The organism is Leuconostoc kimchii IMSNU 11154, from assembly GCF_000092505.1.
GTDB classification, from domain to species: domain Bacteria; phylum Bacillota; class Bacilli; order Lactobacillales; family Lactobacillaceae; genus Leuconostoc; species Leuconostoc kimchii.
This window is the reverse complement of the sequence record NC_014136.1, coordinates 861473-887676: the sequence shown is the minus strand read 5'-3', so window position 1 is coordinate 887676 and position 26204 is coordinate 861473. Positions and strand designations below refer to the sequence as shown.

At 37.7% G+C, this 26204-nt stretch carries 25 protein-coding genes and 2 tRNA genes; 3 read left to right on the top strand and 24 right to left on the bottom strand.

Features of this window, described 5'->3' with window-relative positions; translation table 11 throughout:
• Positions 1–14: 14 nt before the first annotated feature.
• The 5 genes from LKI_RS04885 to LKI_RS04865 form a co-directional block, all read right to left on the bottom strand.
• Positions 15–1919, bottom strand: a complete 1905-nt coding sequence (locus LKI_RS04885) for a PTS sugar transporter subunit IIABC (protein WP_013103062.1) — start codon at positions 1917–1919, stop codon at positions 15–17.
• Positions 1916–2071, bottom strand: coding sequence for a PTS glucose transporter subunit IIA (locus LKI_RS11185; RefSeq protein ID WP_013103061.1), 156 nt, complete (start codon positions 2069–2071; stop codon positions 1916–1918). The genes LKI_RS04885 and LKI_RS11185 overlap by 4 nt, the downstream gene beginning before the upstream one ends.
• Positions 2072–2138: 67 nt before the next feature.
• Complete coding sequence (gene treR / locus LKI_RS04875; RefSeq protein ID WP_013103060.1) at positions 2139–2840, bottom strand: trehalose operon repressor; 702 nt, start codon at positions 2838–2840, stop codon at positions 2139–2141.
• A 239-nt stretch (positions 2841–3079) separates the two neighbouring features.
• Positions 3080–5203: an AAA family ATPase gene (locus tag LKI_RS04870; protein WP_013103059.1), complete on the bottom strand. Its 2124-nt coding sequence runs from the start codon at positions 5201–5203 to the stop codon at positions 3080–3082.
• 77 nt (positions 5204–5280) lie between these two features.
• Positions 5281–5514, bottom strand: coding sequence for a hypothetical protein (locus LKI_RS04865; RefSeq protein WP_013103058.1), 234 nt, complete (start codon positions 5512–5514; stop codon positions 5281–5283).
• A gap of 269 nt (positions 5515–5783) precedes the next feature.
• Here LKI_RS04865 and rlmD point away from each other — a divergent pair, with 269 nt between their 5' ends.
• The gene (gene rlmD / locus LKI_RS04860) at positions 5784–7286 is read left to right on the top strand and encodes a 23S rRNA (uracil(1939)-C(5))-methyltransferase RlmD (protein WP_013103056.1); all 1503 of its coding nucleotides are present in this window, start codon (positions 5784–5786) and stop codon (positions 7284–7286) included.
• Between the two features lie 42 nt (positions 7287–7328).
• On the opposite strand, the gene LKI_RS04855 is transcribed toward rlmD, so the two are convergent.
• The 7 genes from LKI_RS04855 to mutY all read right to left on the bottom strand — a co-directional run bounded on the left by LKI_RS04855 (position 7329) and on the right by mutY (position 11466).
• Complete coding sequence (locus LKI_RS04855) at positions 7329–8177, bottom strand: membrane protein (protein WP_013103055.1); 849 nt, start codon at positions 8175–8177, stop codon at positions 7329–7331.
• Positions 8155–8511 carry a PadR family transcriptional regulator gene (locus LKI_RS04850; protein ID WP_013103054.1) on the bottom strand — a complete coding sequence of 119 codons (357 nt, stop codon included), beginning with the start codon at positions 8509–8511 and terminating at the stop codon, positions 8155–8157. Before LKI_RS04850 ends, LKI_RS04855 begins: the two co-directional genes overlap by 23 nt.
• Positions 8512–8635: 124 nt before the next feature.
• Positions 8636–8708, bottom strand: a tRNA-Thr gene (locus LKI_RS04845).
• A gap of 63 nt (positions 8709–8771) precedes the next feature.
• Positions 8772–8853, bottom strand: a tRNA-Leu gene (locus LKI_RS04840).
• Between the two features lie 44 nt (positions 8854–8897).
• On the bottom strand, positions 8898–9290 hold the full coding sequence (locus tag LKI_RS04835) for a hypothetical protein (RefSeq protein WP_013103053.1): 393 nt from the start codon (positions 9288–9290) through the stop codon (positions 8898–8900).
• A gap of 41 nt (positions 9291–9331) precedes the next feature.
• Complete coding sequence (locus LKI_RS04830; protein WP_013103052.1) at positions 9332–10444, bottom strand: AI-2E family transporter; 1113 nt, start codon at positions 10442–10444, stop codon at positions 9332–9334.
• On the bottom strand, positions 10444–11466 hold the full coding sequence (gene mutY, locus LKI_RS04825; protein ID WP_013103051.1) for an A/G-specific adenine glycosylase: 1023 nt from the start codon (positions 11464–11466) through the stop codon (positions 10444–10446). Before mutY ends, LKI_RS04830 begins: the two co-directional genes overlap by 1 nt.
• Positions 11467–11592: 126 nt before the next feature.
• Between mutY and LKI_RS10990 the strand changes: the two genes are divergently transcribed.
• The gene (locus LKI_RS10990; protein WP_013103050.1) at positions 11593–11736 is read left to right on the top strand and encodes a hypothetical protein; all 144 of its coding nucleotides are present in this window, start codon (positions 11593–11595) and stop codon (positions 11734–11736) included.
• 116 nt (positions 11737–11852) lie between these two features.
• Positions 11853–13256 carry an MDR family MFS transporter gene (locus tag LKI_RS04820; RefSeq protein WP_013103049.1) on the top strand — a complete coding sequence of 468 codons (1404 nt, stop codon included), beginning with the start codon at positions 11853–11855 and terminating at the stop codon, positions 13254–13256.
• An 83-nt stretch (positions 13257–13339) separates the two neighbouring features.
• Here LKI_RS04820 and thiD read toward each other — a convergent pair whose 3' ends face one another.
• The 12 genes from thiD to LKI_RS04760 form a co-directional block, all read right to left on the bottom strand.
• Positions 13340–14146, bottom strand: coding sequence for a bifunctional hydroxymethylpyrimidine kinase/phosphomethylpyrimidine kinase (gene thiD / locus LKI_RS04815; protein WP_013103048.1), 807 nt, complete (start codon positions 14144–14146; stop codon positions 13340–13342).
• 79 nt (positions 14147–14225) lie between these two features.
• A complete protein-coding gene (gene rlmH, locus LKI_RS04810) occupies positions 14226–14705 on the bottom strand; it encodes a 23S rRNA (pseudouridine(1915)-N(3))-methyltransferase RlmH (protein WP_013103047.1) in 480 nt (159 codons plus the stop codon).
• A gap of 640 nt (positions 14706–15345) precedes the next feature.
• Entirely contained in the window at positions 15346–16485 is a 1140-nt protein-coding gene (locus LKI_RS04805) for a S1C family serine protease (protein WP_013103046.1), read from the bottom strand.
• 62 nt (positions 16486–16547) lie between these two features.
• On the bottom strand, positions 16548–17324 hold the full coding sequence (yycI, locus tag LKI_RS04800; protein WP_013103045.1) for a two-component system regulatory protein YycI: 777 nt from the start codon (positions 17322–17324) through the stop codon (positions 16548–16550).
• 33 nt (positions 17325–17357) lie between these two features.
• Positions 17358–18656, bottom strand: coding sequence for a two-component system activity regulator YycH (gene yycH / locus LKI_RS04795; RefSeq protein WP_013103044.1), 1299 nt, complete (start codon positions 18654–18656; stop codon positions 17358–17360).
• A complete protein-coding gene (gene walK, locus LKI_RS04790) occupies positions 18646–20517 on the bottom strand; it encodes a cell wall metabolism sensor histidine kinase WalK (RefSeq protein WP_041762695.1) in 1872 nt (623 codons plus the stop codon). Before walK ends, yycH begins: the two co-directional genes overlap by 11 nt.
• Positions 20518–20627: 110 nt before the next feature.
• Positions 20628–21341 (bottom strand): response regulator YycF, encoded by a 714-nt coding sequence (yycF, locus tag LKI_RS04785; protein ID WP_013103042.1) that lies wholly within the window; start codon positions 21339–21341, stop codon positions 20628–20630.
• A 133-nt stretch (positions 21342–21474) separates the two neighbouring features.
• Positions 21475–22455, bottom strand: coding sequence for a ribose-phosphate diphosphokinase (locus tag LKI_RS04780; RefSeq protein ID WP_013103041.1), 981 nt, complete (start codon positions 22453–22455; stop codon positions 21475–21477).
• A 153-nt stretch (positions 22456–22608) separates the two neighbouring features.
• A complete protein-coding gene (gene tpx / locus LKI_RS04775) occupies positions 22609–23109 on the bottom strand; it encodes a thiol peroxidase (protein ID WP_013103040.1) in 501 nt (166 codons plus the stop codon).
• 66 nt (positions 23110–23175) lie between these two features.
• Positions 23176–23991, bottom strand: a complete 816-nt coding sequence (locus LKI_RS04770) for a Cof-type HAD-IIB family hydrolase (RefSeq protein ID WP_041762835.1) — start codon at positions 23989–23991, stop codon at positions 23176–23178.
• A 210-nt stretch (positions 23992–24201) separates the two neighbouring features.
• Entirely contained in the window at positions 24202–25434 is a 1233-nt protein-coding gene (locus LKI_RS04765; RefSeq protein ID WP_013103038.1) for an MFS transporter, read from the bottom strand.
• 138 nt (positions 25435–25572) lie between these two features.
• A complete protein-coding gene (locus LKI_RS04760) occupies positions 25573–26124 on the bottom strand; it encodes an NUDIX hydrolase (protein WP_013103037.1) in 552 nt (183 codons plus the stop codon).
• Between the last annotated feature and the right edge of the window lie 80 nt (positions 26125–26204).

Sequence of the window (26204 nt, the reverse complement as noted above, 5' to 3'; positions counted from 1 at the left end):
TAAAACGTTAGTCGTTACTTACCAGCTGCGTCTTTAAAGGCATTTTTCTTCTCAACTGACTTAATTTCGTTTGTATCTGAATCCTTAAATCCGAAGAAGTAAACCATTGCAAATGAGACAACAATTGTTGCTGCTGAAGCAAGCCAGAATATCAACATATTATTTGCAATGCCTTCTTGACCCTTTGGCACAGCAAACGATGGAAAGCCAATCAATGAACCGGTGAAACCATACATATTTAAATTAAACAAACCGGCAATTAGACCACCAACTGCGCCACCAATGTTAGCCATCCAGAACACACGACCATACTTCAAATTAATGCCATACATCGCTGGTTCTGTAATACCTGCCATAGCTGATAAGAAACCAGCACCAGCCAATCCTTTAAGTGATGGTATCTTTGTTTTAGCCCAAACTGCCAAGGCACCAGCACCCTGTGCAATCATTGTAAAGTTCACAATTGCATTCAAAGTAGAGTGACCAGTCTGCGCAATTTCATTAGCAATCAATGGCACAACCATCCAATGCAAACCAAAGATAACTAAGGCTTGGTACAAACCACCAATGATCAAGCCGGACAAAGGATAGTTCAGGTGCAATAACCAATTTACAATAGTAGAGATACCTTGAGAAGTCAACGTAATGGCTGGTCCAACGATAATCAAAACGACAGACCCAACAATAAATAAGGTCAACAAAGGTTGGAAAATTGAACGCAACACCAACGGTATCTTCTTTTTAAGCCAATTACCTACCGGACGTGCTAGCCACGCCGCAAAGATAATTGGAAAAATAGAATAAGCATAGCTTGGAATATTAATTGGTAACCCAAAGAAACTTGAATTAAGACTGACACCAAACAAATTACCTAACGCTTGGGCTGGTTGAACAATCTTATCGTCAACAACATGTACATTAGTTAAATTAATAAACTCAGGCTTAACTAAGAAGGCGCCAATTGCTGCAACAACAAATGGATCACTTTTAAGCTGCTGTGCCGCCGAGAACCCAACTAAGATTGGTAAGAAATAAAACGGTGCCATAGCCATTGATTGTAAAATTGTAAACGTACTTGACGCTGGATCAATAAAATAAATAGCAGAAAATGATGCCTTGTTAGATACTAAACTCAAGAATCCATTTAACATACCGCCGGCAGCCAGTAAACCAATAATTGGCATCATCGCACCAGTAATTGTGCCAATTACTGCTTGGAACGCATGCACGATTGGGTTTTTAGAACTGTTGTTGGCTGCCGTTGTTTCAGCAACTGCTTCATCTGTTGCTTCACTATCAACGACCTCGTCACCTAACTGTGCGACAACTTCATCATAGACATCAGTCACAGCAGGACCGATAACCACTTGATATTGTCCTAAAGATTCTGCGTAATTGACACCTGCTACACCAGTTAATTTTTCGAGAACTTGCTTATCAGCAGCTGTATGATCTTTTAAATAAAAACGTAATCTTGTGATACAGTGAATCACCTTATCCACATTCTGTCCGCCACCAACACCTGCAATAATATCAGTTGCCAAATCCGTATATTGATTGCCTGACTTCCCAGTCGACGGCTTATTAGTGTTCTCTGTCATGTTTGTGGTTGTTCTAACTGTCGCAACAGCAACACTTTCACCTGTTGCGACGGATCGGTAATTGTTAATTTCTAATTTTGATAGCTTTTCAGCTGTATTAGTAAACACAACAATTGTCGTCGTTGGTAGGTTTGCCGCGCTAATTTGCTTTAAATCAACAACACCTACCTGATCACCAGCCGTCACATGATCACCTATTTTAATTGTCCAAGAAAACGGCTTACCCGCTAGGCTTACAGTTTCCAGACCAATATGTGTTAAAATTTCTAAACCATCGGGTGTCCGTAAACCAAATGCATGTCCCTGCAGGGCAATCACTTCGCGCCTGTCACTGGTGCCAAAATACGGTCTCCAGTTGGTTTTATGCCAAAACCTTCACCCATTGTCTTTTGACTAAAAATCGGATCCTCAACCTCTGTTAATGGTATCAGTTGACCAGCAAGAGGCGCTAAAATTTTTATATTTGTCATTTCTTTTCTCCTATGCATACCTAGCACATTATCTCAATAGCATGATTGATTCGAATAGTTATTCGAATCAGTGTCGTCTAGAAAATTCAACACTTTTAAAGCGATCGGCACGATGCCTAGACTCTGTAAACGAAATGATTCTGCCATCATTTAAAAAGGTTTCCGAACGAATCACCACAATTGCCATAGGTTCCTTAACCAGCATAAGTTGCTTATCAACAGCATTAGCCGCCTCAATTGTGATTGTTTTTTTGGCATAACTAATCACTAGGCCTAACCGTTGTTCAAACAGTTCAAATAAAGACAGTGATGTTGACAAGTGCTTAATTTCTGGCACAACTGTTTTTAATACATAATCACGATCAATAATGACAGGCTCATTATCAACATTACGCACGCGAACAATTTCTGTCGCTGGCAATACTGCATCTTTACCATAATCAAAATATGTCGGTACATTTTTGTCTGAAATTGAAATAAGTTGCGTCCGTTCATCTAATTTTAATCGTGCCGCTAACTCACGATAACTTTCGACATGTGATATCGGAAAAGAATAACGATTCTGATTAATAACAAATGTTCCACGACCCTTGATGCGTATAACATAACCCTCGTCCACTAACATAGCCACTGCTTTTCGCGACGTCTCGCGAGCAACATGGTAACGATTCATCAGTGCAAAATCACTGGGCAATCTGGCATTATCAGGATACTTTCCATTATTAATGTCCTTGAGTAGTTCATCATGGATTATCTGATATTTGTTCATCACTAGTCCTCCTTTACCGATGTCTACACGTCAAATATAACATCATTTGTAAGCGCTTACAATAATCTAAATGGCTATTTTTAGGTCTATGTATAGACAAGTTTAAATACACGCAATGGTAATAAGCATTGTCGTCTAGACAAGATTTTTTGACATTAAGATTCCCTCTAACAATTTGTCACAACCAAAAACATAAAAAAGCCAGTTAACCTGCTCAAGGTTAACTGGCTCTCTTTAATTTATTGACTCACAACAGCTGAAATAACAACTTTACCATCAATTAAATCTGCACTAAGTTGTTTTTCGCCTGGATTATCTAGATAAAAATCAGTCACTTGATCACGAATTTGTTGTTCAATCACACGACGTAATGGTCGTGCACCGAGTGCCTCATCATAACCAGATTCAATAAGTTGATTCTTAACAGCATCAGAAACTTGTAAAGTCAATGATTTCTTAGCCAATGTTTGATTGACATCTGCTAACATCAAATCCACAATTTGCTTCAAATCATCTTTACTCAAGGCGGAGAATTCAATCACACCATTGAACCGGTTTAAGAATTCAGGACGGAAATAAGGAGCCAAACGGTCCATCAACTCACCGTCACTTTTATCTGAGAACCCGGCATTTGATGTTGCAATGATTACAGTGTTCTTGAAGTTAACCACATTTCCCTGACCATCGGTCAATCGACCATCATCCATGACCTGCAGGAGCAACGTCAAAACTTGTGGATTGGCTTTTTCAATTTCATCTAACAAGACAATTGAATAGGGATTTCGACGTACCTTCTCAGTCAATGTGTTACTGTTATCATCATAACCTACATATCCGGCCGTGGTTCCAATTAATTTTGAAACCGCTGTCAAATCAGCATATTCTGACATATCTAACCGTACAATATTTTCTTTACTACCAAACATATCTAATGCTAACTGCTTAGCAAGTTCTGTCTTACCAACACCAGTTGGGCCAACAAATAAGAAACTACCAATTGGACGATTACCTTCATCAAAGCCGGCACGATTACGGCGAATTGCGCGAGCGACCATATTAACCGCCTCATCTTGTCCGATAACTTTGCCGGCCAAACGTGTACCAATCGTCTTCAAACGCTCAATATCCGAAGCACCCATTTGTGATACAGGTATACCCGTTAACCGCTCGACAGACTGAGCCACGTCATTAGCAGTTGCAATGACTTTAGTTGCCTCATCTGCCCCTGAAATCTTTTTTTCTAATTCAGCAATTGTATTTTTGTACTTTAGCGCTGCCTCAAAATCTTCTTCAGTAACAGCCCTTTCTTGCTTTGCTTTTGTATCATTCAACTGCTTCTCCAGACTCACCTTGTCTGTGACTGGATTTTTAGCACTTAAATGTGCCGCTGTCATATCTAACAAATCAATAGCCTTATCTGGCAATGACCGTTGTGGAATATACTGAACCGCATAATCTACCGCTGCTTTTAAGACACTGTCAGGCAACGACACATGATGATGCTTCTCATACAAGGCAGCTATACCCTTCAAAATCTGTAACGTGTCTTGTGGTGATGGTGCGTTAACTGTTACTTCGTTAAAGCGACGTGCTAGGGCTGCATTCTTCATAATCGTGTTACGATATTCATCTTGCGTCGTGGCACCAATAACCGAGATTTCACCTCGACTCAAAGCTGGCTTAATTATATCAGCCAATCCTTTACCACCATCTTCGCCACCTGTTGATCCAGCACCTAAAATTTGGTGAATTTCATCAAAGAATAAGATGACATTACCAGCTGTCTTAACTTCTTTCATCAAATTTTGAATATTTTCTTCAAAAGCACCACGGAATTGTGTCCCTGCTTCCAAGCTAGAAATATCAATCGAATAAATTTCCTTATCTTTAATAGCAGCTGGTACATCCCCGTTAACAATTGCTTGCGCAAGTCCTTCAACTACAGCAGTTTTACCTACGCCAGCGTCACCAACTAACACTGGATTATTCTTCGTACGACGACCCAAAATTTCTGCCGTTTCCTGAATCTCCTTATTACGGCCAATGACTGGATCGAGCAGCCCGTCACGTGCTTCTTGTGTTAAATTACGACCTAATTTAGCAAGCATACCTTCCTGCTTAACTTGACCTGGTTGTTGTGGTGCTACCATACGCCCGTTCCCAGCTGTTGGGGCCTGTTGTTGACCGTTTGGTAACTGTCCACCTTGTCGATATTGCGCAAACTGTTCTGGTGTCACTTCTTGCCCATTAATTAAATAACGCCTGTTTTCAGAATTGTAACCATTCATATTACCCATCATATTGTTAAAAATATCGTTCATATTTGATCCAAATGGATCATTAAAAAAGTTATCGTTAGCCATTTAAAATTCTCCTTTACTATTGAATTACCTCTGTCGGTAATGCCATCTATGACATACGTTTTAATATGTGTCCTATGTCAATTTTCATCAGAGTTGAAATATAGTCTCTCAAGGTCACGTAGCACCTCCCACATCGCTTGATGTTGTGCCTTAGCCAATGCATCAAGATCCCGCATGTTTAGACTCGTCGCATCTGATTGCGTTTTATTGAATGATTTATGAATTGTCGTATAACCATACCCAGAATCTTTCGCTACACGGTAAATTGTCAGCGAATTATCATCCAAATACGCTTTAATATCAAATCTCATCATCATCACTCCAGTTTATAGTTTGTCCACGCACACGATCGTGATTGCGGTTCATAAAGTTGTTGCTTCTGATCATTTTTCCACATCTCCTTTACAACTACAATTATACCACATACGTGTTATAACACAAGTGTAAAACATTCATATATGTAAACTATTTTATATTTTTTGAGCTGTTATACTTAATAAGTACTCACGTCACCAGGGCATTGCAATGCAGAAAGGAATTGTATTTACTATATGGCACACACTGTAAATACACACATATCATGACAGAAAATTCTAATAAAAAACGACCCTATCAACAAAAGGCTCGTACCACAAATGGTCAAAAGCCATACTACGGCAAAAAATTTAATCCTCGTAAACAAGGAGGACATAGTCAAAAGACTAGCGAAGGTGTTGATGTTCGCGTTGGTCAAAATTTTCCTTTAACGATCAAACGTTTAGGTATCAACGGTGAAGGCATTGGCTACTTTAAACGTAAAATTGTCTTTGTCCCTGGCGCTTTGCCAGATGAAGTCGCCGTCGTTAAGGTAACCGAGGTGCAACCAAAATACATCGCAGCTAAAGTATTAAAAATTCGTGAAAAATCCCCTAACCGTGTTAAACCATTAGATGAGTTTGCTGATGAAGTTGGTGGTTTTGAACTTGAACACATGACCTATGCTGCACAATTAGCGTTTAAAAAAGATGTCCTTGTCCAATCATTGGAAAAGTTTCAGCCCAAAGGCTGGTCTACTTATGATTTGCGCAACACAATTGGTATGGAAAACCCGTACGAATATCGTAACAAAGCACAATTCCCTGTTCGAAAAATCGGTGATCAATTGCGGGTGGGTATGTATAAACGTAGCAGCCATGATCTGGTAGATTTACCTGTTGTTCATACACAAAATCCCGCAACAATGAAAGTGCTTCGCACAATTCGTGAATTGCTCGATAAATTATCTGTCTCTATCTATAATGAAGACAAAAACCGTGGCACAGTCAAAACAATTGTTGCACGTGTCTCACATACTACAGGTGACGTACAACTCACCTTTGTCACCAACACCGATGGTTTTCCAGGCGACACCGCACTAATTGCAGCCATTAATCAAGCTTTACCAGAAGTGACAGGTATTTTCCAAAACTTTAATCCCGGCCGTACTAGCCTAGTTTGGGGCGACGAAACAATCAAATTGTGGGGTAAAGATTACATCGAAGAAACTGTTATGGGTAAAACTTTCCAGTTGTCGCCACGTGCCTTCATGCAATTGAACCATACACAGATGTCTGTGGTCTACAAAGAGGCACTAAGTGCGCTTAATTTGACCCATGCTGATAAGTTAGTCGATGCCTACTCTGGTGTTGGTACAATTGGTTTAAGCTTGGCTGATAAAGTTGGGGAAGTTCGCGGTATGGAGATTATTCCCGAAGCAGTTGATGATGCTAATATTAATGCTAAAATCAATCATATTGAAAATGCACATTACGAAATAGGCACAGCAGAAGAACTATTTCCAAAATGGCAATCAGAAGGTTGGTTAGCTGATGCACTGGTCGTTGATCCACCACGAACTGGATTAGATACTGCCTTACGTCGTGAAATTCTGCGCACGCAACCAGAAAAATTTGTTTATATTTCATGTAATGCTTCAACTTTGGCCCGTGATTTAGTTGACCTAACGAAAGCGTACAAAGTTGAGTATATTCAAAGTATTGATATGTTCCCACAAACAGCACGCTGGGAAGGTGTCGTGAAGTTGACAAGACGTGATCATTCATAAAAAAAGCAGGCGCTACGGTTTTAAACGTAGCGCCTGCTTTTTTTAATAACTTTGATTCTGTTTTTTAATTTTTTTCAGTGCTATAAAACTTAATAGGTAAAATAATAATAACAACACCATTATTATGCCAGCTATCCAGTATCGGCCATTTGTCGTATGCAGTAACAAATCATTTAATTTAGGTAGTCGTGTCACGATTCCCATAACCCCTGCACTGACTAAAAAGACGGCAAAGGGCCAAAGTAATGTTTTATCTTTTGCACGGAGGATAAAATATAGTCCACTTATTAACGCTAATAAAATAACAGCGATGCCCAATCCACCATCCAACCTTAAACGCAATGGTGTTTTCAGAAATATATTCACTAAGTAAATTGGTGCAATAGCAACACTGGCTACTATCCAAATCACAAAATATCGTAAATATTTATTTTTTAATGTCGTATTGACTTGATATATTGCTCGTCCTGAATATTTAAAACCAATCAAAATGTCAATGTATAACAAAGCTCCTGAAATTCCTAACATGCCCACATCCAGTGGCCTCTCTGCTATCATCAAGGATGGTAATAAGCAAATATAAATATACGTTAACAACATATATAGACCTACTCTAATAACTTCCCAGATATGACGTGGCATCTCAGATAATATTTCATCAGCAACTATTTTGGGATCCTTACCCAAATAACCAGCTGCTGAAACACCTTCGTTTTGTGCTTCCAAAATATCCTGTAATATGCTTAATAGTTGTGTCTCTATTTTGTGTTCATCGCGTGCAAAACCTTCGATTCTGATATACAACAATAAGTTTTCATAAAATACTTTATTTTCTTTGTTTAAACTTTCACGTAGTAAGTTATTTGCTTCAGTCATTTCCTTGGTTTTCATTATGATTCCTTTCATCAATCAATTGATTCACTGCATGTTCTAGAAATTGCCATTCATTAATAAAATCTTTTTTTGCCTGTATACCTGCATTTGTAATGAAATAGTATTTGCGATCTGGGCCTTCTAATGAGGACTTCATTTTCCCTTCAATTAACCCACGTCTCTCCATCGTTGTCAGTAAAGGATAAATTGTCCCCTTCGGTATATCAGATAGATCATATTGATTGATTTGTTTACTAATACCATAACCATAGTCTGGTTTTTTTTCTAAAATAATTAACATTACGCCTTGTAAAATACCTTTAAGCATTTGACTAGAAGTATTTGATTTCATTTTTCAACCTTTCGACTAGTATGTTTAACATATTATCAGTATATAATACATTTACTAGTTTGTAAAGCATACTAGATTAGCAAATAAAAAGTAGTGATACAATGTATCACTACTTTTTACATCATGCCGACTAGCGGAATCGAACCGTTGACCCCCTCATTACTAGTGAGATGCTCTACCAACTGAGCTAAGTCGGCAACGCCAAGTACTCAGGTATGCCTAAATCATACCAGATACCCCAGAGAACAATCATCCTCTTATACGGGTGACAGGAATCGAACCTGCACGCCTTGCGGCACTGGAACCTAAATCCAGCGCGTCTGCCAGTTCCGCCACACCCGCATCTTTGTTGATTACGCAACTATATTAGTTTACTTGAAAAAAGCTCATACGTCAATAGCTAATTGAATATTTGTTTTAAGTTGGTACTGGCGTACTAATAAGTCCAGCATGATACCATTGTAAACGAGTACCTGCCACATACCTGATGTATACTTTTCGCCACGAATAACGGCAGACATTAAGGCGCGCACAAGATCGTAATTATCTGATTTTTTGGCAATTTCTGCTACCTTAACTTCTGGGATACCTTCACGGAAACCATATTGGCGCAATGTTCGATCAAAATAACGATCATAAGCATCTGATTTAAAATAACTTTGGGCAAAAACTAAAATACCAGTTGAATAAGCTGGATAATGACTACCACGCCACTCTATTTCCTTGCCTTTGGCATCCTGTAAAACAGCAATATTTTTTTCAAAATCAAATGTCGTCATGTTTTATAACCTCACTTAACAATTATCGTGTTATAAGGTTATTATAACACATCCTTACTTTTTGTTAGTAAAATCAATTCAAAGACAAACTTAATAATCACTCGGAATACCGCGTAGACTGGCACAACTAAAATCATGCCAACAATGCCCCACAAGTTGCCTGCCACCATTAACAATATCATAATGGTTAATGGGTGAATTGCTAATGATTTACCAATGACGTTAGGATAAATAAAGTTACCATCAAGTTGTTGAACCACTGTCATTACAATTAAAACAAACAAGCACTGCTCCCACGACTGTGTACTAGCAACAAGTAATGCTGGTATAACACCTATCCATGGACCGATATAAGGCACAATATTCGTAATACCTGCTATAACTGCAAGAAGCCAAGCATATGGTTGTCCTATAATAAAATAACCAATCGCCATGGTCACACCAACAAATAACATTTCAATAGCTTGACCAGAAATATACCGCTCTATGGTATTATCCATTTTAGTTGTTAATTCAGTTATTTTGTCTGCATGGCGTTCTGGGAACATTTTTTTGATAGCAGGTACCAAACGCTCCCCATCACTTAACATATAGAACAAAACAACGGGGATGGTTACTAAATTAATAGTGACAGAAGTCACAGTAGACACAATTGATCCTAAAGTGCCAGCTGTAATAGTCAAAAATGATGCGGCATATTTACCAACAGCATCTCGCACTTGGTTAACATTAATTGATAAATTCAAATTTTCAAACCACTTACTATTAATCGTTTCAGTCGTAAATCGCTGCATATCTTGTGCAAATCCTGGTAGTGCGGTAATTAAATTTGTAATTTCACGCACTAATGTCGGTACCAATACAACTATAACACCAGCAATCACTGATAGGAAGAATAAGAAAGTTAAAATAACGGCTGCTTGACGTGGTATCTGCCAACCATGAATTTTTATTTTTTGGACGAGCTTTAAAATAGGTTTTAAGACATAATAAAGAAATCCCGCGACCAATAGTGGTACAAATACCGTTGATATAAATACCGAAATTGGCCGCATTAAAAAATCAAATCCCGATACAATCAAAATTAATAACGCTAATGCCAGCAACTCAATCGTCCAAAAAAACAACTTTTTTAATTTTTGGTTTAAAAACATCACTCTAATTCTCCCAGTGCTTTAAGCAATTTATGCTGAATTGTCGGCAGTGATAACTTTTGCCAATCATCTGATGATAGATACTGTTGATTTTCACTGGGCTTCAATTGCTGTCGCACTAACCAAATTTCCCAACGTCGATGCGTGAACACGTGAATAATCGGCTTAATGTTAAGCTGTTGCCCATTAATTTCATCAATACTATTAATTTCTACTAGTGGAAAAGTCCAAAATCCCGCTAACAACCCTTTATCAGGTCGATGCTCAAATAATAAATTACCTTGCTTTTCAGACACAATCGCCATGTACTGTTGTTTTACCGGTTTTTTCTTTTTTGTTTTAACTGGATAAGACAACTCCACACCATCACGAAAAGCAGCATTGAATGCGCGAACAGGTGAACCCTGACTATCAGGGTTTTTCGCTGTCATATAACTTGATCCTAAATCCATGATTGCTTGGTTAAAATCACCAGGGCGTAGTGGGTCAACAATCGGTAAGATGGCATCATAAAAAACCTTGCGCGCTTTTGTATTAGCAATATCGTCATCAATCTTAAGTAAACGACTAAAGACACGATAAGCATTACCATCAACAGCTGGCACGACCTCGCCAAAACTAATCGAGGCAATTGCAGCTGAAGTATACGGCCCAACCCCTGGTAATGCCTGTAAATCATCAGCACTTTCTGGCCAATGACCGTTCAAATCATTAGTAATATACTGCGCCGCCTTTTGTAAATTACGTGCACGTGAATAGTAGCCTAGACCTTCCCAAAGTTTAAGAACTTGTTCCTCTGGTGCCTGCGCTAAATCCTGTACAGTTGGCAATATTGCCATGAAACGTTCATAATAAGGTAGAACTGTATCAACTTGTGTTTGCTGCAACATAATCTCAGAAACAAGGACACGATAGGGTTCATGATTCAGTCGCCAAGGTAAATTAGCTCGCCCGTCTTTATCATACCAATCAAGCAGCGTACGTTGAAAATCTTTAATTGTTTGTTCAGACCATATTTCCATATATCTATTGTACCCTAGTTTTCATGATTTTTAGAAACTCTTATGAAGTTTAAACCTTGATTTTTTGAGATATATAACGTATAATAATATCTTGTATGTAAAACATTTTAAAAAGGAGTACCCATCATGGCATTAAAGAAGCCGCTTAATTCATTCGCCCGTGCTCGCAAGGTCGGACACAACTCAGCCAAAAAGCAACGTCAAACTGCTATCGCAAAGCTGCAACAATGGGCAAAGGGTAAAACAGAAGAATTACCTGTAACAAAGTAATCTAATTGCTTTGGACAAAAAACCAGTAAATTTACTGGTTTTTTATTTACACCTTATTCTGATATTACTGATAATATTTTGTTATACTTTACTTAATAAGAAAGGATGGCTAACATTTGAATATATCACAAAAGCAAAAGTCAATTCTTACCATATTAGTGATTGGCACATTCTTAGGTTTCTTAAACCAAACATTAATGAATGTCGCGTTACCTAATATTATGAATGAGTTCCACATCAATACCGGCACAGGACAGTGGCTCACAAACGGTTATATGCTTGTCAACGGCATCATGGTGCCACTAACTGCCTTTTTAATTCAACGACTAACAACACGGCGATTATACTTGGCAGCCGTTGGCTTATTTGCTGTTGGTACATTAATAGCAGGATTTGCACCTAACTTTACAATACTAATCACAGGACGTATGATCCAAGCAATGGGTGCTGGCGTATTCGGTCCGCTCATGAATGTCGTTGTTATGAATCTTTTCACACCAGACAAACGTGGTGGTGCCATGGGTCTCATTGGCTTAGCCCTTAATTTTGCACCGACACTAGGTCCAACACTATCTGGTCTGATTGTAACCAATCTTTCGTGGCGTTTCTTATTCTTTATTGTTGCACCTTTGATTATTGCTAATTTTATACTCGCTTATTTTTTATTACAAAATATTGGTGAACCAAAAATGCTCAAATTTGACTTTTTGAGCGTCATTTTATCCAGTATCGGCCTCGGTTCAATGCTGTATGGCTTTTCAAACGCTGGTGCAACACCTTGGTCAAATTTTACTGTCTGGGGATTTATCATTATTGGTATTCTTGTCACAGCGTTGTTTGTTTGGCGCCAGTTTGTAACCGAAACACCATTGCTTAATATGACTGTTTTCATGCATCGCGAATTTGTGCTTGCCATGCTGATTAACGTTGTTTTAATGATTTCAATGTACGGTGGTGCCCTAATGCTACCGCTTTACATGCAAACTGTTCGTGGTTCTTCTGCCTTTATATCAGGTCTTGTTTTATTCCCGGGCGCTTTAATTACCGCATTCTTATCACCTTGGAGCGGTCGTTTATACGATCGCTATGGTGTTAAATACCTCACTTTAACTGGTATCTTAATTACCGCGCTAGGTACATTTATTCTATCCACTTTAACCCTAATAACCCCATTCTGGATTATTGTCAGTGGCCAATTTATTCGACAACTTGGTTTGGTACTTGTCCTCATGCCAATTCAAACAGAAGCCTTCAATGCCTTACCATTGTCACTTATGCCTGATGGTTCAGCAATGTTTACAACTGTCCGACAACTTGCTGCGTCATTCGGTACAGCAACATTAGTAACAATTATGACAAAATCTGCCATGAATTATGGGGCCACCCACAAAAGTTTTCTAGATACGCTCATTCAACTACATGGTATTAAAACAACATTCTTCGTAGCTGCCTTGTTAATGCTTGTTGCTGCAGCGTTAACGTGTTTATTCCGTAATAAAGCACCTATCGATCGCGTATGAGAAAAGCATATACTAACAGTTGAAAATAACTAAAGCATCAAAAAAGACGCCTTATTAGCGTCTTTTTTGATGCTTTCATTCACTTATATTTTCGCCGCCGCCCAATGATTAATCGGACCAAACTGATGACCAACTGCAATCTCATTTTCGATAGCCGTTGTCGTCACTTCATGACCAACACGAATGGCTTGTTCGACGGTTTCTCCTTTAGCAAGTTCGGCTGCAATTGTGGCACTTAATGTATCACCTGTGCCATTAATATGTGTCGTATCAAAATAACGATGCCGCAACCAAAAATCACTGCCATCTGCTAGCAAAACATAATCAGCCACTTCAGATTGGTCTATTTGATTATGCCAGCCTTTAACAACAACGTTTTTCACACCCAAACTTTGAATCGCTTTAGCTGCCTCACGTTGGTCTGCTTCTGAACTGATTGTCACCCCTGTCAGCAATTGTGCTTCAAAAAAATTGGGTGTTGCCACCTCAGCCAAAGGCAACAGTAACTCTTTCAATGCCTGAAACGCACTGTCAACTAAAAGCTGCGCGCCATGTTTCGTAGTAATGACAGGATCAACTACTAGTGGACCAAAATCATACTTCTGATAGGCTTGAACAACAGTTTTAATTAAAGTAGCATCAGATAGCATGCCTGTTTTACTAGCACGAATCTTGAAATCATCAGATAAGACGTCAAACTGTTTCTCAATAAACGCTAATGGTAATGTTTCAGATGCATGAATACCATATGAATTTCCAGCCACAGCGGCGACTAAGACACTCATACCATATGTTTTTCGAATAAAAAATGTATGTAAATCAGCTTGTAAACCTGCTGAGCCATCTGAATCTGATCCGGCAATTGTTAAGACCTGTGGAAATTCATTCATAATTATCTAACCTCTTTTTAATAAATTATAGTTTACTATATTATAGAACAACACAGTTGGATTAGCTAATTGGTTATAATCATTTATGATAGGGCGAACCTTGTTGGATCATAAAAGCACGATATATTTGTTCAATGAGGACAAGTCGCATGAGTTGATGCGGTAATGTTAATAGTCCAAAACTCATTTTTAAATTAGCACGTTGTTTAATCATTGGATCAAGTCCGAGTGACCCACCAATAATAAATGTTATATCTGAGTACCCATCTACTGTAATATCAGTCATTTTTTTTGAAAAATCCTCTGATGCTAATTGTTGCCCTTCAATAGCTAATACAATGACAAAGTCTCGCGTGCCAATTTTTTCCTGAATACGTTGTCCTTCTTTAGACATAATTTGCTGATTCTGGGCATCACTAGCTTTTTCAGGTGTCTTTTCATCAGCTAATTCAATCATGTTTATTTTAGCAAAGCGTGATAGCCGTTTAGTATACTCTGCAATACCCGCTCGAAGGTAATTTTCTTTTAATTTACCAACTGTAATTAATTTGATGTTCATTCTGCCAACTTTAAACTTTCTTAATCATATTATCCATAGCGCAAACATTTGTGTTGTTTGACTTATCCACAATTATCCACACGAACAACTTGTTTGTAAAAACTATGTAAAGCTATTATACCAGTTATTTACATGTTCGTATGATTATTTATCCACATTTTTTTCTATTTTTAAACAAAATTGTGGATAAGTTTTAAAAGCCTCTTTACGGCTATTTGGACAAATTATGTCCTATTAATTAATACTTATCCACAGTTTTCCACTTTTTTATCCACAACTGTGGATAAGCACATTTGTTCCCTTGACGATACAAATAATTATAAAACAGAACGTTAATATTTACGACGTTTATTTAACAATTAAACACTTTAACCCGCACTTATTTGACTTAAACACGTACATTAAACAGATCACCCCGACTTTACCGTAAATATTCGCATTTCAAAGTATGATTATTACGATTTTTAACCTTTCTTTATGTTTTTCAGTAGTTTTCCACACACATTATATTAGTTATCAACAAATTATTCACGTTTCCAATTGATTATCAACATTTTTACATTAGTTTTCAACATTATCAGAAAACGCCTATTTTCATCAGTTTGTCAATAAAAGGTAAAGAAAAAACTAACGAAATTCGTTAGTTTGCAAGTTTTTGAGTTAATTTAACTTTCACTGTCTTTTTAGTTTCATGATGATAATAAGTAATGGTGGCTGTGTCGTTTAAGTCATGCTTATATAGCGCTTCTCTTAACTCAGCTTGTCCCATGACTTTTTTACCATCAATTTCAGTAATAACATCATATTTTGTCAATCCAGCTCTGTCTGCTGGGCCGTCTTTTGTCGTACTCATTACAACCACGCCACCAGTAATATTTGCCGGAATTTTAAGCAATGATTTTTGATCATCCACAGTAACTGCAGAAAGTTCAACCAATCCGATACCAATTGCCGGCCGCGTTACCTTGCCCTCTTTAACTAATTTATTGACAATATCTACGACTTGATCTGACGGAATAGCAAACCCCATCCCCTCAACACTTGTGCCAGAAGACGATGATGATAACTTCATCGAATTAATACCAACAACTTGCCCAGCAAAGTTCACCAGCGGACCACCAGAATTTCCAGGATTAATGGCAGCATCCGTTTGAATAACAGTTGACCCGCCATAATTTTGACCATTCTCTGAAGTTGTTGCGACCAAACGCTTTTTAGCAGAGATAATTCCCTCAGTGACTGAAGAAGCGTACTCTGAGCCTAAAGGCGAGCCAATTGCAAGCACCTTTTGTCCAACTTGTATATTATTAGAATCACCAAATTCTGCCGTTGCTTTCACATTTTCTGAACTGATTTTTAGAACTGCTAAATCAGTCATTGCATCTTTACCAACAAGCGTGGCAATTACTTTCTTACCATCATGCAGCATCACTTGTAATTGCGCAGCACCATCAATAACATGATTGTTTGTCACAATATAAGCATCACTGCCTGCTTTTTTATAAATAACACCTGATCCTTCAGATGATTCTTGATAAGTATTGCTACCATCCCTAGAGAAATTCAGTACAGAAACGACAGCATCAGAAATTTTATTGTATGCTGTCGTTGCGGTAGCATTGTTGGCTATTTTGACTGTTTTGTCCGCTTTTGTATTTACTTTTTGAGTTGATGTTTGTAAATTTTCAAGACTATTTTGTCCATATAAAACAACACCCCCGCCGATAATCCCCGCGATTGCGCCAGTTACTATGATTGTTGTTAATGATTTTTGTGCCATTTTAATCACCCACTAATTGAATTATTGTTATTATAACGTATAAAAATTAATATTAAATTAAATTATTCCGATAAATTATCACCAGTGAAAGCGTTAATTTTTAAAACATATTTTTCATTACCACTATGCGCCTCAAATGCCCAAACTGGCAAATAAATATCATACCCATTAACAGTTAGACTTTTGTCATATGATAAATATCCCGCAGATAACCGATCGCCACCATCTAACTCGTTATATCGATATAATGCCACAATAGCTTCTTCTTCGGTAATTGTTGCACGATCATCACGAAGCCGTTGCACATTAACAAGCTGTCGCTGAATAAATCCAGTGATTTTACCTTCTTTATTATATTGAAATGTCATCGTTCCGTTATCGTCAATCACCGGTAAACCTCTAATACGCTGAGAATACACGCGGTCAGAGTTAGCCTTATCTGCCGTTAACACAGAATTGTAACGATACCCTGACCGTTTTGCAATTGTCAATGGATTCTGACTATTTTCAGAAACGGCAGTCTCTTTCTCTGGTAATTCTGGTGTTTTGAGTTTAACAGTTACTATGTCTGATTGGCGATTGGTGGTAACATTCAAACCAGATGGTAATGCCATTGTATCTTTATTACCACGTTGCGCCGCAATATAACCACTATAGTGAACCGTAGTACTAAATTTTGGTAGTTGAATCTTTTGTTTCTTCATCTCAGTAATAATATTAGCATTAGCATCTGTCACCTGTTCATTAGGCACTTGCCCTGCGCGCCACCAGTTAAGCAGAAAAATATCTAACAAAAAAAACAAAACGAGCATTAATACTTTTAGTCGTTTAAATTGCATATCTTCCTCCTGATGTTTTTATGTTAACCGGATTTACCGATTGCGCAAATATGATGTCACGCTCTGCCAACCATCATGTGTTTCAATCATCCATGTTGGTTCCATGTTAACTGCTGCCTGACTGTCTTCGTTAATTAACCATTCATACCCTGGCGTAATAAAATTATAATCACTTGTCTTAACGCCAGCATCTGTTAACTGTTTAATGACAGTCTCAGTTGCTGGTAGCTCAACATCCGCTTGCCTATTAGGAACAGGCACACCTAGTTCATTAAGAGAATACGTACTTGTCAAATTACCATGATTGTCCATGGTCATATGAATTGCACCGCTTTGTGATTGAAAATAAACTGGAAAGCCTTCAACATAGGTTCGAAATGTAATTTTCTTACCGTTATCTTGGCTTTCATAAAAACGCGTATCCGTTAAATCCAGCTGTAATAAATTGATTTGTGAAAAATTAGAATTTAATCGGTCAAGATATGTTTTCGGCAATTTGTTTTTAGGATTATGATCTTCAAATTTAACCGTTTCCCAAGATGGGTCATAGGTTATCTGCTGATTATTTAATTTATTCGTATACACCGTCTCAGCATCATCTTGTGTAATTGTTAATTGGTTCAGTGTTCCTAAAAGCGAAGAAACATATGTTTTTGGATCACGATGATTTACCAAATAAGAATACACTGGTAACTTAATTTTTTGCGGATAATTAAGAACGACACGCCCATTGTAGGCTTTAAAATCAACCGTCAAATGAGTTGGTAATTTATTAACCTGTTGCCATACCTGATCGCTATTCAACTTACTCACTTTAACTGTCGTGACTTGATCCGTCTTAGTATTCACAAAATAGCCTTCTTTTTTGTGATCAAGGGGTAATACAAAATAATTAAAATTAAAAGTTTTTTGTGCCACAATATGTTGCTCATACCGTGTATTAAAATAAGAGATAGGAATCACATCAGGATAACGGAAAATTTGTGATTTTTTTGTGGATAAAATTTTTTTTATTTGACCGGTTGTGACTGTTTTGGTTTGCGCCTCATCCAATGTAGACTGTGTGACAGCCCGTCGAATACCCTTGATTTTTTCGTCAGTATCATTAACCACGAGCTTTTGTTGACCATTAGATTGGGTCACAATATACTGCGTTGGTCGAAACATTTCTAACAACCGTTGTTCTGGTTGCTGACTTTCAGATATACTTGGCGCTTCATTTTTACCAAATGAACTGAACACAAATCCTGTTAAAATTACCGAAAAAGCAATGGCCAAAACTAAGGCGATGTTCAAGAGTGTCCCTTGGAAGTATTTACGTCTATTCCGCATCCCAATCTTCCTCCTCAATGACAACATCATCAACATAGGCTAACGATATATAAAATGTTGAGCCTTTATTTTCTACGGAATCAACCCAAATACGCCCATTAAACTTTTCAACCACTTCTTTAGAAATTGCCAATCCTAATCCTGTCCCACCTTGCGCACGTGAACGTGACTTATCAACACGGAAAAAGCGATTAAAAATATTATCTAAGTCTTTACGTGGTATACCTAACCCTTGATCAGAAATACTTAAAATAGCCCGTGTTTTTGTTTTAATTAATCGTGCAGTTATCGTACCACCATCGGGTGAATATTTCACCGCATTATTCATAATATTATCTAACACTTGGGTAAACTTATCTGGATCAACTTCGACCCAAACATCTTCGTTTGTAAATTCACGTTGAATATTATAACTTTTGTTCGGTGTATCTGCGTTTTTTGCATCGTTTTCAATGATCATATCAAATCGATTTAAGACGAAATTAAACAGACTGTTCAAGTTAATGACTTCTAACTTCACTTCCATAGTTCCTTGATCTAATCGTGATAATGCCAATAAGTCATTAATCATACGGATCATCCGCTGTGTCTCATCTTGTACAACACCCAAAAAATTTTGAGCCATGTCAGGATCATTAATGGCACCCTCTGCCAAAGCATCAACATATGATCTTACTGAAGTTAACGGTGTTCGTAATTCATGTGATACGTTAGAAACAAACATACGCCGCTCTGAATCAATGCGTTGCTGTTCAGTAATATTATGTAAAACAACGACTAAACCAGAAATAAAACCTGACTGGCGTTTAATGAGTGAAACATATGCTTGTACTAGTATATCTTTACTATCATCAGAGAGATCAATGCGAAAATCTTCAAGATTCTCTAACATATCGCGTAATGTACGTTTGCCTTTTAACCTTAATAGATCGACGACATTTTTACCAATTGCTTCTTCCCGATCAACACCAACAAAATTTGCTGCAGCTTGATTAATAATTGTTATCTCACCGCGACGATTAGCAGCTAAAACACCATCTGCCATATGCGTCAAAACTGAATCTAAACGGTTACGTTCAGCATTAACTGTCTCTGTTGACTCTTCAACGCGTGTTGACAACTCATTAACCGATTGCGCCAAATGACCAAGTTCATCCGATCCATAAATATGGTTAACCATAGAATAATCACCATTCGCAATTTTAGTCGTTTGTTCGTCAATTTGTGCGATAGGTTGTGTCAACGTACGAGCAAGAAACAATGCTAACATAATGCTAACTAATAACGCAATGATTCCTGCAACGACGAATAGTCGCATCACATTGTTAACATTTTGATAGACCGGTAACAGACTCGCCTTCACAATAATAATGCCTGTGATGTCTCGAACACGATCCGTTGTGACACCAAGCGTTGTCGTCACAAGCTCCTTACGTTCACCATTCTCATTAATTGTTCGTGACTTTAAAAAAGATTGCTCCCCAGCAATGGCTTTTTGTGCGTTCAAGTCCGTTGTCTTTTGACCAATGGTTTGTTGTCCTGAGACGGATAGAGTACCACGAATGGTTCCTGTCTTATCTATAACCTGTGCCTCTTGAAGATTTGTATTATTTAAATCAGACAACACATCTTGAATAGCATGGTTACCTGCATTAACATCTCGATCTTTTAGTGCTGTTGTGATTTGGTCAGTCACATATTTTGGTAAAGTAATTTGCTGCTGAAACGTTGCTAAATTTTGTTGTTCTATTTGACGCACAAAAAACGCACCCAAAAGTTCGAGTGCGATAATCATCAGCAACACAAAAACAAGCGTGATGCGGAAACGTATAGATTTAAAAAAGTTCATATTACTGTTCATAGTTGCTGACGCATTGCGTCCGTCTCCTTAGTGTATCAAACAGAAGAAGCCTCTTCACGATGCTACGCATACCGATTACAGAGCAAAGCAATTTGTGATTTAGAGATTGCTTACTCCGCATCTGGGCGTAAATAATAGCCAACACCACGACGTGTTGCCAACCAATTAGGATGGCTTGGATTATCTTCAATTTTTTCACGTAAACGTCTTACTGTAACATCTACTGTTCGGACATCACCAAAATAATCATATCCCCAGACTTGTTGCAATAAATGCTCACGTGTCATAACTTGGCTAATATGTTGTGCTAAGTAATATAATAGCTCAAATTCACGATGCGTCAGTTCAATATCTTGTCCTGACTTAGATACCATATAAGCTTGAGGATGAATTGTCAAATCCCCTAACTCTATATCTTCTGTGTTTGCCACCGAATCATCAGCGTTTTGTGCCTGCGCTACAGCTTTACGGCTACGCAAATTAGCCTTCACTCGCGCTACCAATTCTCGGTTAGAAAATGGTTTAGTCACATAATCATCGGCACCCATTTCTAATCCCAAAACTTTATCAATTTCAGAATCCTTAGCTGTTACCATAATGACTGGCGTTTCTGATTTGGAACGAATTTGCCGTAATACCTCAACACCATCAATTTCAGGCAACATTTGATCAAGCAAAACAAGATCCGGCTTTTCTTCGTTAAAAATTGTCAACGCTTCCTGACCATCGGCTGCCGTGATAACTTCATAGCCTTCTTTTGTTAAATTAAATTTAATGATATCTGAGATTGGCTTCTCATCATCCACAACCAAAATTTTACTCATGGACGTTCTCCTAACGTGTTTCTAATAGTTTATCTATGTTTAAGTATATCATTTTTCTGTCATTCTGTAATATTTAACACAAAAAAAACCGATAAAATCGGCTTTAATGTCAAAATCATACAATATTTCTTGTTTAATGTGAACGACGATGGAAACGACTCTTGAATAACGACGAAATTGCTTCATTATTACTAATACGACGAATAGCCTCACCAATTAATTCGCCCACAGAAACAATCTCAAGTTTGTCAAATTTTTTGTCTTCTGGTAAATTAATAGAATCTGTCAAAATAACTTTTGTGAAAACAGAATTTTGCAGGCGCTCAACAGCAGGTCCTGAAAATACGGCATGCGAGGCAACAACATATACTTCTTTAGCACCATGAGCCATAATTAATTCAGCACCTTGCGTGATCGTCCCAGCAGTGTCAATCATATCATCAATCATAATCGCTGTTTTACCTTGAACATCACCAACAATACTACCAATTTCAGCAACATTTGGTTTTGGTCGGCGCTTGTCAATAACAGCAACAGGTGACTCCAATGATAGCATATTATTTAAATTACGTGCGCGAGTCATACCACCATGATCTGGGGAAACAATAACTGAGTTATGCTTATCCGCAATACCCGACTCGATCAAATAGTCAGCCAGCAATGGCGCAGCTTGCAGATGGTCCATTGGAATATCAAAGAAACCTTGAATTTGCGCAGCATGCAAATCTAGTGCCAAAACACGAGTTGTTCCTGCGCGTTCCAACATATTGGCAACAAGCTTTGCTGTGATCGGCTCACGTGATCGCGCCTTGCGGTCTTGACGTGCGTAGCCATAATATGGCAAGACGACGTTAATTTGATTGGCAGATGCACGACGCAACGCATCAATCATAATCAACAGCTCCATCAAGTTATCATTGACAGGAGCAGAAGTCGATTGGATAACGAAAACGTTATCGCCACGAATACTCTCTTCAATGTTAATCTGTACTTCACCATCAGCAAATCGCTTGACAGATATCTCGCTCAAAGGCACGCCAACTGATTCAGCAATTTTTTTTGCAAGTGGCTCATTTGAGCTTAATGAAAAAAGTTTCAATTTAGGTTCTGGCATGTTTAGCTCCAACTATTTTATGTGAAATTCACGTCCATGTTTATTTTAACAAAAAAAATTAACAAAAGCCACTAACGTTCAACGCTTTGTTAATCCTTTAAAAATAGATTTAATCGTCATTATTGTTACTGTTTACTAAAATAAACGATGCTACTATGCTGTCAAAAATGACTTTAATGCCGTCAATGCCTCTTCGTAATTAGGTTCTTCCGATATTTCAGGGACAATTTGTGCATAACGGACGACACCTTGTTCATCAACAATATAAACAGCACGTGCATCGAATCCTTGTGCTGGTACATAAAGCTTTGTAGCATAACCAAATGATTCTTGCTCATCTGATAGCATACGCAAATTGTGTACCCCTTCAGCTGCACACCAGTCACGTTGTTCTGCAACAGAGTTCGTCGAAATAGTCAAAAATTGCACATTACTAAATTGATCAACTGATTGATTAAAGTGACGTGTTTGCAATGAGCAAGTACCGGTATTTAGATCTGGCACAACAGAGATCAAAGTGAGTTTACCAACTAAATCAGCGGTCTTAACTTTATCACCACGCTCATCCTCTAACTTGAAATGTGGTAACGTTTCACCAACCTTTAAGGGTTCTCCAACTAATTCTGTTACTTCTCCTGATAATAATACATTCATTTTGCGACCTCCGCATATTTTTTTCTATTTAAAACAGTTTTCTAAAATTAATTATTTTATATTGGGTTAATCCAACACAAAAGTCTTGATGGCTTGCGCCACACCTGAATGATTATTGGTAGCTGTTTCATAATCAGCAATAGCTTTTAATTCTGGGATTGCATTCCCCATTGCCACGCCGACACCAGCTTGCTCTATCATTGAATAATCATTTGCTTGATCACCAATAGCCATCGTTTGTACGTGTTCGATGTCTAAAACATCTGCCAAAGCAAGCAAAGCATTTCCTTTAGAAGCTTGGCGGTCAATAAATTCTAAGTTATTAGCCGTCGATCGAATCACATTAACATGATTTGAAATTTCATTTGGTATTGCCGCTTGTACTTTGTCCAACTCGCTACTTTCAGCATTAGCAATTGCCTTAATGAATTCAACCTTCTCTAGCTCGTTTTCTGTATCCAAAACAAATAATGGCAAATTCACTAGGCTATTTTCAAAACTTGCCCAAGGATGGATTCTATGGTTTGTCGTATAGGCAGCATCGTGCGTCTCAACTTGTACGTAAGTATCTTGCGTTCGCATAAAATTGTTAACCTCTTGAAACGCCTTAACACCCAATGGTTGTCGAAATAATGTTTTTTCGCCATCTGCCGTTTGAACCAAACCACCATTATAGGTGATGACATACTGATCACTACCTTGAATGCCCAATTCAGATAAAATATCACGAACACCTGGTAAAGGTCTCCCAGTTGTAATCACTATTTTAACATCGTTTTCCAAGGCTTGCTGAATACTTGATTTCACTTCTTGGGTAATTTCTCGTTGATCATTAAGTAGTGTACCGTCAATATCAATGGAAACAATTTTAATTTTTGACATATTGTGTGTCGTTTTTGTAATCAGAGCACTCGTCATCGTCAGAAAATTGGCAATAACTCGTTCACAGTTACTTTCTCTCCTTCGTTAAAAATAAACGCATTAGTCTCTATCATCATAAATCTTGCATTTTGTAAGATCATAATTATATTATAGCAAAGAAAGCGATTACAGTGCATTAAAACCACACCACTCCTTAACATATTTAAGTGACTACATTGTTCTGTTCTCACGAAGCATCACAACAGCCAGATACGTAAACCACATACTCACGGCTGTAGCCACAAGTAACAATACTGCTGCACCAATGTTACCGATGAAAACTGATATGCTAACAATGCCTGACGATAAAATATAGCCAACTGGTCTCGTTGCTGCACTAAAGCCACTATACGCACCAATTTTATTTGGATTCATCATCTCAGCTCGTAATGATTGATTAGCTGGCGTCACAATCATTTCACCCATTGTTAAAATAATTGCCACTATCAACAGCGGCCAAAAATCAGTGAGTAAAAACATCAACGCAAAGCTACCGCCTTGTATGGCAATGCCCACAAAATTAGCTTTGAGATTTGACCATTTTGCAAACAATTTTGTCATGGTTCCCATCAATAGCACGATCATGAAAGTATTTACAATAGTAATGACTGACAACATCCGTTGCCCAAAAATCGGTATGCCTAGCACAGTGACACTATGAAATGTCTGTGCCAAATGAGCTGCTAAATAATAATCTGGTGATGAAAAAATAACAGTAGCACCAATTCCTGCTATCATAAACCTTAAATAGCGTTTATCTGAAAATACTGTCCGATAACTTTTTAATACATCCCACACCGATTGTCCCTTGTTTTGTCGTTCTTTTTTCTGGAATGTTTCAGTAATCCAAATCAAAACAATAAGTAAACTTATAATTGCACCAACTGCTGTCCCAATTAATAACTCAAATCGTGCTGTTTTAAAAAACCACCCACCCAACGCAGCACCAATCATAACAGAAAGGTTAACAACCCAATACATCATCGCATAGATGAATTTACGATTTTGTAATGTTGAAACATCAATCATCATCGCTTCTTCTGCGGGTGAAGCGAAACTCATGCCAACAGTGGCCAGTAAGAATCCAAAAAAAGTCACGTATGGATTAATATAAATTGGTGAATTCATAGCTGCTGCAATCGTATAGCCAATAGCCATTGAACCAATACCACTTAACATCACACGTTTACGGCCCCACACGTCAGCCAGATGACCACCATATAATCCTGCTATAAACCCTGCTATTTGGACAAAAACTAACAACATACCCGTGATACCAGCACCAAAGTAAGAAACATAGTAGATTGTCATATTAGGACCAACAGATGATCCAATAGCAATTGTAATAAACATGATTACCATTCTTAATTGAATATTACGATCTAATTTTAAAAAATCAGACATGAATGTCCCCTCATCATAAAAACATTAATTTATAATTTATTTCAAATGAATTCCGTTTTTTTCCTTATTTTAAAATAACACATAAGAACAACATTTTATCAAACTTCACAGTAATTTACAATATAAATATGATCATCATCATGTATAACTATTTGTTTTATCGTTATTAAAAAGTAATGCTCGCGCTTTAGTTAACAAGGTACTGTCATTTACACCATTATAATTATTTATTTTTATTGCTTCCTTTAAAGTCGTCCAGCGTATCGCTTCAATTTCTGAACGTTGGTAAACTAACTGTCTTATTGATATATCAGTAGACACAACAAACCAATCTTCAATCCAATCTGTATACTGAATTGAGTTGACAAATTGTAACTGATTCGGCGTCACGGATAAAGACAATTCTTCTGATAATTCACGAATAATCGCTTGTTGACTATTTTCACCAGTCAGGGCAGAACCACCTGTAGCCGTTGTCCATATACCTGGATAGCTCATTTTATTAAATGATCGTTGTTGCATTAATATTTGACCATCAACATTAAATATTAATGCATTGACTACCAAATGATACTCACCAATGCCAAGTTTTCTCCCTCGTAAATGTTTACGCCCTGTTAGTTGCCTATTTTCATCATAAATATCCCACACCTCATCTAATTTATCTGCACGTTCATCCTTTTTTAACAAATTCTCGCGTTCCTTTTCTACAACTAACAGTCGAGTTATTAAAAACATAAAAGAAGTGAACCAAACATATGTCTGGTTCA

What these genes read in the sequence shown, in the direction of transcription:
- rlmD (WP_013103056.1), top strand. Translation starts at nt 5,784, where the DNA reads ATGACAGAAAATTCTAATAAAAAACGACCCTATCAACAAAAGGCTCGT.
- tpx (WP_013103040.1), bottom strand. Translation starts at nt 23,109, where the DNA reads ATGAATGTATTATTATCAGGAGAAGTAACAGAATTAGTTGGAGAACCC.
- LKI_RS04830 (WP_013103052.1), bottom strand. Translation starts at nt 10,444, where the DNA reads ATGTTTTTAAACCAAAAATTAAAAAAGTTGTTTTTTTGGACGATTGAG.
- LKI_RS04865 (WP_013103058.1), bottom strand. Translation starts at nt 5,514, where the DNA reads ATGAGATTTGATATTAAAGCGTATTTGGATGATAATTCGCTGACAATT.
- rlmH (WP_013103047.1), bottom strand. Translation starts at nt 14,705, where the DNA reads ATGAACATCAAATTAATTACAGTTGGTAAATTAAAAGAAAATTACCTT.
- LKI_RS04855 (WP_013103055.1), bottom strand. Translation starts at nt 8,177, where the DNA reads ATGAAAACCAAGGAAATGACTGAAGCAAATAACTTACTACGTGAAAGT.
- yycF (WP_013103042.1), bottom strand. Translation starts at nt 21,341, where the DNA reads ATGAGTAAAATTTTGGTTGTGGATGATGAGAAGCCAATCTCAGATATC.
- yycI (WP_013103045.1), bottom strand. Translation starts at nt 17,324, where the DNA reads ATGCAATTTAAACGACTAAAAGTATTAATGCTCGTTTTGTTTTTTTTG.
- LKI_RS04835 (WP_013103053.1), bottom strand. Translation starts at nt 9,290, where the DNA reads ATGACGACATTTGATTTTGAAAAAAATATTGCTGTTTTACAGGATGCC.
- walK (WP_041762695.1), bottom strand. Translation starts at nt 20,517, where the DNA reads ATGAACAGTAATATGAACTTTTTTAAATCTATACGTTTCCGCATCACG.
- LKI_RS04780 (WP_013103041.1), bottom strand. Translation starts at nt 22,455, where the DNA reads ATGCCAGAACCTAAATTGAAACTTTTTTCATTAAGCTCAAATGAGCCA.
- treR (WP_013103060.1), bottom strand. Translation starts at nt 2,840, where the DNA reads ATGAACAAATATCAGATAATCCATGATGAACTACTCAAGGACATTAAT.
- LKI_RS10990 (WP_013103050.1), top strand. Translation starts at nt 11,593, where the DNA reads ATGGCATTAAAGAAGCCGCTTAATTCATTCGCCCGTGCTCGCAAGGTC.
- LKI_RS04805 (WP_013103046.1), bottom strand. Translation starts at nt 16,485, where the DNA reads ATGGCACAAAAATCATTAACAACAATCATAGTAACTGGCGCAATCGCG.
- LKI_RS04765 (WP_013103038.1), bottom strand. Translation starts at nt 25,434, where the DNA reads ATGTCTGATTTTTTAAAATTAGATCGTAATATTCAATTAAGAATGGTA.
- LKI_RS11185 (WP_013103061.1), bottom strand. Translation starts at nt 2,071, where the DNA reads ATGACAAATATAAAAATTTTAGCGCCTCTTGCTGGTCAACTGATACCA.
- LKI_RS04850 (WP_013103054.1), bottom strand. Translation starts at nt 8,511, where the DNA reads ATGAAATCAAATACTTCTAGTCAAATGCTTAAAGGTATTTTACAAGGC.
- thiD (WP_013103048.1), bottom strand. Translation starts at nt 14,146, where the DNA reads ATGAATGAATTTCCACAGGTCTTAACAATTGCCGGATCAGATTCAGAT.
- mutY (WP_013103051.1), bottom strand. Translation starts at nt 11,466, where the DNA reads ATGGAAATATGGTCTGAACAAACAATTAAAGATTTTCAACGTACGCTG.
- LKI_RS04770 (WP_041762835.1), bottom strand. Translation starts at nt 23,991, where the DNA reads ATGTCAAAAATTAAAATTGTTTCCATTGATATTGACGGTACACTACTT.
- LKI_RS04870 (WP_013103059.1), bottom strand. Translation starts at nt 5,203, where the DNA reads ATGGCTAACGATAACTTTTTTAATGATCCATTTGGATCAAATATGAAC.
- yycH (WP_013103044.1), bottom strand. Translation starts at nt 18,656, where the DNA reads ATGCGGAATAGACGTAAATACTTCCAAGGGACACTCTTGAACATCGCC.